The following is an 11,156-nucleotide window of genomic DNA, read 5'->3' as shown; positions in this document are numbered from 1 at the left end:
CCCACGCCCACGCCCACGCCCACGCCCACGCCCACGCCCACGCCCACGCCCACGCCCACGCCCACGCCCACGCCCACGCCCACGCAGAAGGCTGTCCCGGTTCATTCTTCTCTGCCAGCACTTTTTTACCCTGCCACTCCGGCTCCCTCTTCAGGGGCAGACGGGGGAAGCGCCGCAGGCGCTGACACTGTCGCCCGTCAGCCCGAAGGGATGACAGGGTTTTAGCGCGCGAACAGGCAGCGCCGTAGCCCTGCCCTGACCTGTTATGGCTGATCGCCTTCGCCGCCCTGAAGAATGAAATGGCCGCACAAATACACGGCGCACTGTCGGGTGGCGGATTCACAGATTTCATCCATCACTTTAGCCGTGGTGACGGGGCTGAGGCCGAGTTCCTGTCGTCTCTGATTTATCAGGGTTTTGTACTGGCGCAGAATGTTTCGGGTTTCGGCTGATAGCTGCATTTTATTTTCCTTTTTCTTTAGCCGGAGGCATCGCCTCCGGCATCCTGTCACGCGCAGAGAGTGCGACGCAGACCCTGCATGACATCGTTTGTTTCCTTCAGGGCATCGATTTCCCCCTGTAAAGTGAGCCGTTCCATCTCCTTCCCTGCCAGTTGCATGACCACTTCCAGTGACGTGGCGGGGATCGTCACGCTACGGAGCGCACGCTTTTCATCGAGAAAGTCGTCCACGATGCCGCGTATCGGCCCAAAATCACCACCACATTCGAGTTGCGCATTCAGTCTTTCCAGCACCCGTTTTACGTCCTCGTCGCTGAGATCCCAGTCAAGGCAGATGCTGCGAATATCTGCCCCATACCAGCACGCAAACACGCATTTCTCGCCGTCAAGGTCGGAACATTTGAACATTTCAAGGGCGATCTCTCTCGGTGTACCAATCATGTTTTCTCCTTTTGTCGGGCGGCATCGCCGCCCGTGGCCAGTCAGTCAAGGGCACGCCAGATAGCGGCGCTGTCAGGGTGAGAGTCGATAAAATCCATCAGTTGCTCATGACGGCGGCAAAAGTGACGGCACAGTTCCTCATGGTCATGATTGCTGTGAAACCAGCTCCGGTGATTCAGTACCAGCGCGGTGAGGATGATCCCCGCCACTTCCCCGCTGACCGTCTGCTCAAAGCCGTTTGCGGTGTTACACAACAGGAGTTCCGGCGTATCCGGTGCCATAAACCCGCCGCCGTCAGGCAGGCGGTAAAAGTGCCAGAATCCGCCCTGATATTCGGGGCAATAACGGTGCGCATAGGCATACACGGAGGCTTCGGACGTCATAAAATCGCCGCCAAAGAGATCGGGTAAAAAGGTCAGTCGCTGCGCGCCCTCAAGACGAACGGCATCACAACATGTCAGGGTCTGGTTCATACATCCTCCACGGTTAACATATTCTCGGGTCCGGCATCGCCGTGACGACACGACAGACCGGCGAAAAGCGGAGGACGCAGGGGCGACACCGGAAGCCGCAGCGCAGACATAAACGGGCTGAATGCACCGTTTATGGCGAGAACGGGTGAGGATGGCGGCGACAGCGAACCCTTGCGGCCGCAGCGGCCGGGCTACAGTGAAGTCACGGCGCATGCCGTCACCGCACCCTGCCGCCCGAGAGGTTCCCCCGTCCCGACGTTGCCCGCAGGGTGGCGGCGGATAAAGGCGGAAGGAACTGACTTCCTTTTTCGCATTATCTGGCCCCGCTCCGGATACGGGGGCCAGGCCCCCGGAATGCTTTATGCGGCCAGTTGCGCCTGGAGGGAATGAACATCACTGAGCGCCTCACGCAGACTTTCTGGCTCCAGTCGTCCGGCCTCCCACGCATGGCCGACACGGTTTTCCAGGTCACTTGCGTAGCGTTTCAGCACCCTGGACAGGAGTGTTGCCGTGACGCTGACCTGCCGGTTTTCTTCTTCACGCTGTTGCATCAGCAGCTCAAAAACCCGGGCATTCGTTACCCCTTCACGGCGATATTCCGCCATCGGCATGTCACCAATCCTTTTCATCAGGGACCAGACTTCCTTTTCGGCGGGATGCTGACCGCACTCCCGGCACGCCACCGCTACGCCCTCTTCCGTCCAGACCAGCAGGATCAGGGGTTCATCAAAAGTGAACATATTTTCAAGCTTCACACACAATTCTTCACGGGTTCCAAACATCAGTTTTCTCTCTTGTCAGGTCACAGGCCGGGCTGTCGCCCGGCAGGGTCAGTCAGTTCTGAAAGGTTTCATCCAGTACCAGGGCTTCGCGGTACGCCTCCAGTAACAGGGTGTTGATCCGTCGCAGGGTCTGGGCGGCCATCCGTTCAGCCAGCGTCGCCGCATCATGGCGGTGCTGAGATTCCAGACGGTTAAGCAGCATCCTGACGTCACACATGGCATTACTGAGCGCGGCAACGTCCGCGCGCAGTGCTTCAAGTCCCGGATAATTCATGCCGCCTCCGGATAATCGGGATAAAACATGCCGTCATTAGCGGCCGGCATCCGTCTGGCTCGCTCCACCTGCGCCAGACGGCGCACCCCAGCGGCGTGGTACTGCTCCAGCATCTCAATACCGATATACCGCCGACTGGCTTCGGCAGCCGCCACGCAGGTGGAGCCGGAGCCGGCAAACGGGTCGAGAACAATCGCCCCAGGACGGGTCAGGGATTCAATCAGCGGTCGCAGACTCTGCACCGGCTTTTCAGTCGGGTGGTGATGATTGCCCGTGTATTTCCAGGGGATCACGTCCGGGATGGGGCGGTCCGGCGTCTGCGGACGGCCTTTGGCCAGCAGATAGGCATTTTCATGCGTGTAGCCCACAAAGGTGGATTTGGAGGCGTAGGTTTTGGCAAACACCACATGACCGACAATCCGGAATCCTGCCGCTTTCCAGGCGCTGATAAACAGATCTGCGCGGTTCCAGGCGTAGAAACTCACCATCAGACTGTCATTTTTCAGAACGCGGTACATTTCTTGGCAGGCAGGCTGGAGCCATTCCGCCGAGTTATCGCCGGCCAGCGTCCGGCCGGAACGGTCCTTATAGCCAACCAGATACGGGGGATCGGTCAGAATAAAATCGACGGCACGCGCCGGAAAACGCGACATCACTTGCACGCAGTCACCCAGGATAAAACGGGACATAGACACACTCCTCTCTGATATGCGGCACCCTGTTGCGCCGTGCCGCCACAAAAACCCGGCGAAAAGTGGAGGACGCAGGGGCGACACCGCAAGCCGCAGCGCAAGCCCTTTACGGGCTGAATGCACCGTGAAGGGTGCGAACGGGTGAGCAGTTGTGTTTGATGTCAAACAGGAAAGATGTTTAAAAGACGCGTAGTGTTTGCAGGCGATGAATGTCTGTTATGAGCGAAATGCGGATAGTGATGGCAGCATTCTTTTTGAATCAACGGCGGTGCAGATAGTAATGACACAGGCTTTATAGTCTGGTAATGGTCGCTCTGAAAGCGACCGTTCCTGTAATCCCGCGTTTTCTTGTTCCGGAAATCGGTCTTATAAGCGTGTGTGGTTTGTGTCAAGAATCTCAACGGAAATCGTTCATGGATCCGATGATTAAGTGGCGCCGCACACAATGAACGCCTCGGTTCGCTGGCCAGCCTAAGTATCTGTCGACTGCGCGAATCGGCAGAGTGCGGCTCCGACGGGCCGCAAAAGTGGCGTTTCGGCCTGAATACTATGGTCTGATGAAAAACAAAGGGGACGGATATTAAATCAGTACTTCTCGCAGTCTGATGGGGGCGTCTCCCCTTGGGAATACACTGGCGCTCAGACTGTATGAGCCTGCCGGATCCCCTCCAAGTATAATCATTACAGGCTCCAAGCACTGGTAGTCAGGGTTCGCTGCAATGCTTATCATGGACCTGAAGTCATCGCCACTTGGCTCGGGTGAGCCTCCTGGATGAAAATGCCATTCACCAACATAATACAATCCCGTTTTCCATCGAGCATGAAGTAAAGGCCTCAGCCCTCTGACGCCCCGTTGAAATGTCGTCCGTCCAGCGAGTGAATCCGTTGGACGGGTCGTAGCTTCCACGATCATTGCCTTAGAACTGTCTTCGCTGTATGAGCCAATCAGAATGCCACCAGTTTCATTTACGCCAGCTTTAAGACATTCGGAAACCATTTGCTTAATGGTTGAGGAGCTAATAACGACCGTATAAAGCGCACCCTCTCTCGAAAAAGTCACATCTTTAATACTCATGCGGCTCTCTCTCAACAGTGCCATCAGGCATCTGCTTAAAATATTCATAGATTCTCCCTGGCGCACTGACCACCCGGCAAATGAATTTTGTACCGACGGCCGCCCATAATTGTACGTCATCGGCACGGGCCGGAAATACAGGATGCCAGCACCCGATGCCTTCTATTCTCGCCTCATCTATCTTGATCTCAGGTGACGCCGAGGCGTCGAAGCGGCTGGAAGCATCCGTAACCGGAAACGTTGTTTCACTGGCAGCAAACGCAAATAAACCTTCAGCCCGCCATGTCATAGCCAGGCTGATAAATATTTTTTCACCTTGCCAGTCAAATGCCGCCAATGACTTAAGAACGCCATCATCACCGGTACAATCAATGATCACGTCGTACTGACGCAGTGAGTTTTTTGCGGCCTCACTCTCAGGGGGAAACGCGCAGCTGAATGAACGTGCACTTGCGTCAGGCAGAATACGATTCAGATGCTCAACCAGCGCGGCCGCTTTGTTATGGCCAACTGACGTCATTGTCAGGGCGTGACGGCTAAGATTTCCGGTCTGTAGGAGGTCTGCGTCCAGAATGCCGAGGCTGACAACACCAATGCGCATCAGGTTTTCTGCAATCATACTGCCCAGTGAGCCTGCACCGATTATCAGCACCTTTTTACTGCGAATGTCGTTGGCTGCTTCGCCACGTGTTCTGAGCTGGTCGGCAGCCCAGTTTTGCGTCCTCACCCACCTTATGGGCTCTTGTGAAAGTGGCTGTTCGCGATCCCAAGCTCTGCGATTCCGTTCCGTTGGGCGGAATCCGGGGCGCTTTGTCATCGTATTACTGAGACCGGTCAGACGCAGCGCCAGCCAGTGAATACGCGCTGGCTCATCTCCAATTTTGTTTTCCAGCGGAAAACCCAGCAAGAGTAATCCGGGCGCGCGTTGCTTGCGCAGGGCTCTGACAGAACGCCCAATATCTGAAAAAAGGTCCGGCAGTGATAACCCCCATTGTGCGAAGCAATGGCTGAGCTCCTGCCAGGTCCTGGGTGCCTGCCAAGGAGCCAGAACGGGGAGTGTAGGCAAAACAGACCACACAGCGTTCGTTGTTCTCGTGCCTCTGCGCATGAACGGGGACCATTTGGTTGTCCGGATTAGCTTTCCTTTGTTATCAAAAAACTCACGCAAAAAGCGGGTACCGCTCGCACCAGGCAATCCAGTGCTGCTTGCAAACCCCCATTCTCCTGTTTTCGATGTCCAGAAAGGGAGATCATCAGTCTGTTCGCTAAAACCGATCACAGTAAAGGGTGACTGACCGGGGAAGGCGGGGAGTTCAACAGCATCCCCGGTTGTAACCAGTTTTTCCTGTGCAGCGGCGTCAATCCAGAGTAGCAGCCTGCTGAGTCGCCATCTGATTCTGTCGAGTAATGCTTCGGGTTCCTGCCCCCATAAGTTACGACCAAATGCGGCGGGCGTATTCTCAAGGCACGGATTTCCTGATGTCCATCCACGGGTAGACGCATCCGAAAAGTTGTAGTTTTGGTGCTGAAACGTTGCAGATATACCTTCCGATTTATCGGGATAGACCTCTATGCGTATCTGAGCCTCTTCCTGCCAGAGGACCAGATGCCAGACGCTGTGGTCTGGCATGAAGCTGGAGCCGGGTACGGAAAGCCTGGCGGTGAATTTAAGCGACCATCTCTTGTCAGCAGAAAGCACCCAGGCATTGTTCGTCCGCATCCTGGGATCATTATTGATAAGGGTGAACGCTGCCTGCAGCTCTCGTGGCACCTGCTGAATGACTGTACTCAAGCGAAGCGCCCGGTTTTCTGTGGTTCCGCTGGTTTACTTGGCACTGTAAATCCGCCATTGCGATCGCCGCCCTGAGGACCGGGTAAAGGAAACTTGGCTCCGAACAGTTTACGCCATAGTTCTGCACTTTCCTGAGGATCCTGAGAGGCCAGCGCGTTACGGGCAATTTCCGCCGCCCCCGCAATACCCTCATAAAATGAACAGAAATCGTCGGTTGATAAGCGCGCCATCACGTCATGCTCTTCAACGCCGTGATCTGGCAAACACGGCTTACCTTTCTGGCTGTAAATGTCTGCCCAACGGCACAAAAAAGTGTCCAACAGCTGAACAAGACCTTTGCCCATTGAGGTGGTTCCATTATTCAGCGCATTACCAATCAGATGCTCCAGCGGATAGCCTTTAGGGTATTTCGGCAGGTTTTCGCTGTTCTGTTGTCGCCACCATTTCACCGCCCTGACAAGGTTAATGTAGTGACCGTTGCAAACGCGGTTTTTCTCAGCGGTCCATCTGATCTGCGCGAGAGGATGAGTTCGGCCCCACTCATTTTTTTCCCTGTCAGGTAGCACTAACGGGTGCGCTTTCCATTCTGAAGCGGGGGCGTCCTCTACCTGCGCGCTGCTGCTCTCAGACAACCATCCCGTATTGGGGGACCAGCTTTTATTCAGGCGCCAGTCAGTTTGCTCTTCCAGAGAGTTAACAGTCAGAACTGACTCTGACTTATAGAGTTGCTCAAGATGTTTTTTTTCTGCCCCTGACTCAGGGATGGCGGTGATCACTAGGTCCAGTTCGACATAGGAGAGGGTAATACCAAAAGAGCGCCCCTGAGTTTCCCATTTACCCGGGTAATACTTGTCGAGGAATGGGATGAACAGATCCATTGCATCAGTGGGAGACATCAAGGTATGGTCAAGATTGGTAACCACGACAATATCAACATCAGGGCGTTTATCGCCGAGCGGACGGATTGCCGTTGAACGACGAATGCTGCCCTGCAGGAACGTTGATACGACAATTTCCTTGAGTGGTTCGAAATTCTTCAGGCGCTCGCGCAGTGTCCTTGCACCACTTTTCCAGTCTTCCTTCTGTGTATCAGTCGGCCTGATATTTGCTAAAAATTCGTTGAACTGAGGTTGAAGTTCCATAATGATTAAACCTTAAATGAAGGAAGGTAGGAGCCATCTCGTTGGCGTTGAAAGTCAAACTCATAAAAGACGCATGTCCCCAGAAAATCGGTGTGCTGGCCAAGATAAAAATTAACGGCATTTGGCGCAGCGCTGAAAATATGCAGGCTTGCCTCAACCGGTAAATTTGCATCCGTGACGGCATCGGATATTTGTTCGGCAAGCGCTACGGCATGTGAACCGTTTTTCACAGATCGTTGCCCGTATCCGTTTGCAGGGGTGACATGAATGATCCGTCCTATGTCAGGCTGATTTGCGAGTATGTAAGCTTGCGCTTTTGGCAGCGCATTTCTCGCAATGCTGAGCACTACTGCAACATCGCTTCCGGTTCCGATAGTCTCGATCTCGATAACCGCAGCAGGTTCGTTGTGGGGTTCGTATTCAGACCAGATAGAGTCGCCCGATCTCCCTTTCTGGACCAGTTCGATTTCTACGCCTGACTTGTGACCAAGACATTTTCCGGCAAGCATTGCAATGGAGCTGTGGGTGTTTAGATACAGCCGAACTTTACGCTCCGTCTGCCTTATACCTGTGAGGAAGGTTTCTACTTGGGGCTTAATAACATCATTCCACTCAATGCCTGGGGAGGGAAATCGACCTTCGAAGAGAGAAAGCAGAGATAGTGTGTGTTCCGGAAGCGCATCCATGATGTCCAGTGGCCCATCGCTGAAGGAGCGCAGCGCAACACTTCTGAAGTTTTCAGGTGGTTCCGCCCTGAGCCAGTTTTCTTCCACGCACAGGGCTGTGAATTGTTCACGTGTAAATCGGTAACGTCCCTGACTGCGTAAAGCACGAGCAACTGCATCGAACCGAAAGTCAGAACTGGTTTCGCAGGTAATCAGGCCAATGATCTGGAAGCAGGTATTAACTTTTTCACGCATCGCTTCAAGTGTGGGCTGTGACTGATGGATGTAAAACCCTGTCAGCACCTGCTCCAGTTCCTGGTCTGTGGAGAGCTTGAGATGTTCACGCCAGAGCTTGCGAACCTTTCCCTTTCGGCTAATGTCAGTCGTGCCATCGAACAGTTTATCGAGTCGTAATGAGCCATCCACATTGCTGATTATTTCACCAAGTGGGTCTGCATCAATAATTCGATCTGTCGTGACAAGATTAAAAGCAGAGTTGGCAGGCGCAGTGCTCTTTGCCTCTTGTAGCCTTTCAAGAATTGAGAAGGTCTTAGCGCCAATGAAGGCCGGGTCAATCAGGTCTTCAAAACCAAAACTTGTAGCCTGTGTAACGTGAAATTTGATTTGATAGTAATCGGCCTGAATTCGTTCGGGCCCAGTGCTGCGGCGGGGAGGGTTATAACGTGTAATTACGTCATCAAAAGCTTTAGGGCCGTCGGCTTCATAGGAAACTTCTGATACGAAACCCTGATCGGGATTTTTAAGTCTGGATGCCTCAATCCAGAAATATCGAGCCTGATAATCATGACCATGCCAGTTAGCCAATACAGAAGTCGCCATGAGATTCGTCCCAAATAACAGTAATATTTTGAAACTATCACGTCAGAGTATACTGTTCAAGAAGACAGTGATTATTACAGGTTCTGAAATTCATTAACGACTCATTTGTATTTAAATAATTGATATTAATATCAAATCAAAAATAATGTCAGTCAGATATCAGTTAAACTGAAGAGCAAAATTTTTTTAATTCCCAGACGATCTCTGAAAAAGAACATTTAACTGCAGACTTCTGTAGGAAGATCAACTATTGAACAAAATGATATTGATCAAAGGTGAGATTAGTGACTGTGTATTCAAGACATAAGAGTCATCTCAGTAATTATACTTAGTCCCCCCTTCCCCCCGGCGTTGCCGGTGTTTCAACACGACTGCAGTAACCGGCAGGCCAATAAGCTTAGCCGACTCACCAGAAGCGGCATTTCGGAGCCGTCGGCTGGGGTCTAATGTAAAAAATAAAACACTCTAAGGATCCAGGATGGTTCGCTTTGAGCGAGGAATGGATAACATGCTCTCGACAAACTAAAATAGCACGATATAAGCAAGTTCCGAGTCTGGCACAAAGCGGACTCTCAGGGATCCCCCTGATAAAATCGTTCTGACTCAGGCGAGTGTAAGAAATTTTATAACTAAGTGTTTAGACCGTTAGCGCCCTCATAAATCCAGTCTTTTTGATCCCGAAACATTGCATTGAGTATGGTGATAAATTTTCTTATACAAGCAGTAAGAGCCACCTTTTTGGGCTTTCCCCTTGCAAGTAATCGAGTGTAAAAAGCCCTGATTTGGGGGTTGAAACGCACTGCTGAAAGCATAGCCATAAAGAGAGTCGCGCGCAGACCTGACCTCCCTCCCCAGATCGCCCTCTTTCCCCTGAGTTGTCCGCTGTCCCTGTCATAAGGACAAACCCCAACCAGCGCTGAAACCTGTCGACGCGTAAGCGAGCCGAGTTCCGGAAGTTGTATCAAAAGAGTGGCCTGTGTTATTGGCCCTATACCTTTTACCTTATCAAGCAGCTTACGTTTCATAGCCAAAGTATCATCCTGGCGTAGCCGTAGCTTAATCTCGGCATCCAGAATATCAATCTCAGCGTCAAGCCATTTAATATGCCGCATGATTCCCTGCTCAATATAAACACCACATAGTTCCTTGAGACGGTTGGTTTCCATTACACGGTTCTGAACCAGCTGACGCCGACGCATCAACAGTATGGCCAAATCCTGTTGCTGCTCGCTTTTTATCGGCCTGAATTGTGGGGTCATGCGCCGACCATATTCGCAGATAATTCTCGCGTCGATTGGGTCACTCTTTGCCACCCTACCCATGGCTCTGGCAAAGTTTTTTATCTGACGAGGATTAATTACAGCGACTGGCAAACCCGATGCACTTAGCATTAATTCAGCAGTACAATGATACCGACTTGTAGCTTCCATGACGACTCCAGCTACAGTAAGCCCGCTTAGTGCTTTCTGTAATTCATGAACTCCCGAAGCTGAATTTTCCAGATGTAGCAACTGCCCGGTAGTGTCGATAAACACTTCCAGAGTGTTCTTGGCTACATCTATACCAACAATGGTTTTATCACTCATATTCAGTTCTCCCTGCCTTGCAGATACGGGCTCGTTATACGCCCAGGCAATTGTTCGGGCTAATACTGAGACTGATGTTGCGCAATGGTGCTCACCCTCGGGCTCATATCCCTGGACGAAGAACGTGCTGCAACATCAGGTAAATCACAATGAGTGTATACGTTTCTCATTGTCATACTGATCATACAAGGATGGAGACGGAGTGAACCCTTGTGGACGGAGCGGCCGGGTTAGCGTGAAGGCACGGCGCTGAAGCTCGCCGCCGACTGGCGGCAGGAAGACGGAGGGAACCGACATCCTTTGTAACCCGTTCTGGTAGCTGTAGCGATCATCCGGGTGTGACAATATGCTGGGATCATGAGCTTGCACCTTTATCTGGCTGATGTGCTTTGCGTTAAGCCTGACAGCCGCCCCGAACGCAGCGAGTTTTTCCGGGGCAGTGCGTCAAAAGATGCTCGAGGAATCAATATGCGGATCGTGTGTGTTAGTTTCGGGTATGTTGTACAGAATATTCAATCGCTCAGGGGTTTAAATGGACATAGCAAAAGCAATGAGGGAAGCATCAGCGGAATATAGCCTCCAGTTCACCAGTGATGAAATGGCTGAAATGAAGACTTATCTCTCGACGGTACTTAACCGTCATGCTGAGGGTAAGTTATTACATGAGGCGGCTATTGGTGAACTTATGACGCTGTGCACGCTGATTAACACGGGAGACAAACAGAGTATGAATCACAGGCTTCGTGAGTTTATTCAGCAGGAAAATGGCGGAAACTGGCCCAGTACGACGGGCAATCCTTCCGGTTCAGGAAGAGGAAATGCGCCAGAAAAGGCTTAACGATTAAGATGTCACCACTTTTTTAAACCCCGCCAGTGCGGGGTTTTTAGTCTCAGTCGCAAGACGGATGTCAGAGTTAATCGACCCGGTTTACTC

At 52.2% G+C, this 11,156-nt stretch carries 13 protein-coding genes; 1 reads left to right on the top strand and 12 read right to left on the bottom strand.

Annotated elements, in window-relative coordinates; translation table 11 throughout:
* The 12 genes from GF617_RS23245 to GF617_RS23195 all read right to left on the bottom strand — a co-directional run.
* A partial coding sequence (locus GF617_RS23245) for a hypothetical protein (protein ID WP_203452546.1) occupies positions 1-343 on the bottom strand: 343 nt, incomplete at its 3' end.
* The gene (locus GF617_RS27275) at positions 264-461 is read right to left on the bottom strand and encodes a hypothetical protein (RefSeq protein WP_239006594.1); all 198 of its coding nucleotides are present in this window, start codon (positions 459-461) and stop codon (positions 264-266) included. The genes GF617_RS27275 and GF617_RS23245, both read right to left, overlap by 80 nt.
* Positions 462-508: 47 nt before the next feature.
* Positions 509-901 (bottom strand): hypothetical protein, encoded by a 393-nt coding sequence (locus GF617_RS23240; protein ID WP_203452545.1) that lies wholly within the window; start codon positions 899-901, stop codon positions 509-511.
* 41 nt (positions 902-942) lie between these two features.
* Positions 943-1,374 carry an antirestriction protein gene (locus GF617_RS23235; protein ID WP_203452544.1) on the bottom strand — a complete coding sequence of 144 codons (432 nt, stop codon included), beginning with the start codon at positions 1,372-1,374 and terminating at the stop codon, positions 943-945.
* Positions 1,375-1,733: 359 nt separating this feature from the next.
* Positions 1,734-2,156 (bottom strand): DUF1380 family protein, encoded by a 423-nt coding sequence (locus GF617_RS23230; protein WP_203452543.1) that lies wholly within the window; start codon positions 2,154-2,156, stop codon positions 1,734-1,736.
* 52 nt (positions 2,157-2,208) lie between these two features.
* On the bottom strand, positions 2,209-2,430 hold the full coding sequence (locus GF617_RS23225; RefSeq protein WP_174341716.1) for a hypothetical protein: 222 nt from the start codon (positions 2,428-2,430) through the stop codon (positions 2,209-2,211).
* Complete coding sequence (locus tag GF617_RS23220) at positions 2,427-3,119, bottom strand: DNA methylase (protein WP_203452542.1); 693 nt, start codon at positions 3,117-3,119, stop codon at positions 2,427-2,429. The genes GF617_RS23225 and GF617_RS23220 overlap by 4 nt, the downstream gene beginning before the upstream one ends.
* A 583-nt stretch (positions 3,120-3,702) precedes the next feature.
* Positions 3,703-4,197, bottom strand: coding sequence for a Mov34/MPN/PAD-1 family protein (locus GF617_RS27595; RefSeq protein WP_045334573.1), 495 nt, complete (start codon positions 4,195-4,197; stop codon positions 3,703-3,705).
* Positions 4,187-5,917 (bottom strand): ThiF family adenylyltransferase, encoded by a 1,731-nt coding sequence (locus tag GF617_RS23210; protein WP_045334668.1) that lies wholly within the window; start codon positions 5,915-5,917, stop codon positions 4,187-4,189. The genes GF617_RS27595 and GF617_RS23210 overlap by 11 nt, the downstream gene beginning before the upstream one ends.
* A 68-nt stretch (positions 5,918-5,985) precedes the next feature.
* Entirely contained in the window at positions 5,986-7,131 is a 1,146-nt protein-coding gene (locus GF617_RS23205) for a hypothetical protein (RefSeq protein WP_045334576.1), read from the bottom strand.
* Positions 7,132-7,136: 5 nt separating this feature from the next.
* Complete coding sequence (locus tag GF617_RS23200) at positions 7,137-8,636, bottom strand: SAVED domain-containing protein (protein ID WP_045334577.1); 1,500 nt, start codon at positions 8,634-8,636, stop codon at positions 7,137-7,139.
* A gap of 629 nt (positions 8,637-9,265) precedes the next feature.
* The gene (locus tag GF617_RS23195) at positions 9,266-10,222 is read right to left on the bottom strand and encodes an IS110 family transposase (RefSeq protein ID WP_045334581.1); all 957 of its coding nucleotides are present in this window, start codon (positions 10,220-10,222) and stop codon (positions 9,266-9,268) included.
* Positions 10,223-10,754: 532 nt separating this feature from the next.
* Here GF617_RS23195 and GF617_RS23190 point away from each other — a divergent pair.
* Positions 10,755-11,060: a hypothetical protein gene (locus GF617_RS23190; protein ID WP_203452541.1), complete on the top strand. Its 306-nt coding sequence runs from the start codon at positions 10,755-10,757 to the stop codon at positions 11,058-11,060.
* Positions 11,061-11,156 lie beyond the last annotated feature (96 nt).

The organism is Lelliottia sp. RWM.1 (assembly GCF_016859735.1).
Taxonomy (GTDB): Bacteria; Pseudomonadota; Gammaproteobacteria; order Enterobacterales; family Enterobacteriaceae; genus Enterobacter.
Note: the sequence above shows the minus strand (reverse complement) of the source record. Positions and strands in the feature narration are given on the sequence as shown.

What these genes read in the sequence shown, in the direction of transcription:
- GF617_RS27275 (WP_239006594.1), bottom strand. Translation starts at nt 461, where the DNA reads ATGCAGCTATCAGCCGAAACCCGAAACATTCTGCGCCAGTACAAAACC.
- GF617_RS23240 (WP_203452545.1), bottom strand. Translation starts at nt 901, where the DNA reads ATGATTGGTACACCGAGAGAGATCGCCCTTGAAATGTTCAAATGTTCC.
- GF617_RS23235 (WP_203452544.1), bottom strand. Translation starts at nt 1,374, where the DNA reads ATGAACCAGACCCTGACATGTTGTGATGCCGTTCGTCTTGAGGGCGCG.
- GF617_RS23230 (WP_203452543.1), bottom strand. Translation starts at nt 2,156, where the DNA reads ATGTTTGGAACCCGTGAAGAATTGTGTGTGAAGCTTGAAAATATGTTC.
- GF617_RS23225 (WP_174341716.1), bottom strand. Translation starts at nt 2,430, where the DNA reads ATGAATTATCCGGGACTTGAAGCACTGCGCGCGGACGTTGCCGCGCTC.
- GF617_RS23220 (WP_203452542.1), bottom strand. Translation starts at nt 3,119, where the DNA reads ATGTCCCGTTTTATCCTGGGTGACTGCGTGCAAGTGATGTCGCGTTTT.
- GF617_RS27595 (WP_045334573.1), bottom strand. Translation starts at nt 4,197, where the DNA reads ATGAGTATTAAAGATGTGACTTTTTCGAGAGAGGGTGCGCTTTATACG.
- GF617_RS23210 (WP_045334668.1), bottom strand. Translation starts at nt 5,917, where the DNA reads ATGCGGACGAACAATGCCTGGGTGCTTTCTGCTGACAAGAGATGGTCG.
- GF617_RS23205 (WP_045334576.1), bottom strand. Translation starts at nt 7,131, where the DNA reads ATGGAACTTCAACCTCAGTTCAACGAATTTTTAGCAAATATCAGGCCG.
- GF617_RS23200 (WP_045334577.1), bottom strand. Translation starts at nt 8,636, where the DNA reads ATGGCGACTTCTGTATTGGCTAACTGGCATGGTCATGATTATCAGGCT.
- GF617_RS23195 (WP_045334581.1), bottom strand. Translation starts at nt 10,222, where the DNA reads ATGAGTGATAAAACCATTGTTGGTATAGATGTAGCCAAGAACACTCTG.
- GF617_RS23190 (WP_203452541.1), top strand. Translation starts at nt 10,755, where the DNA reads ATGGACATAGCAAAAGCAATGAGGGAAGCATCAGCGGAATATAGCCTC.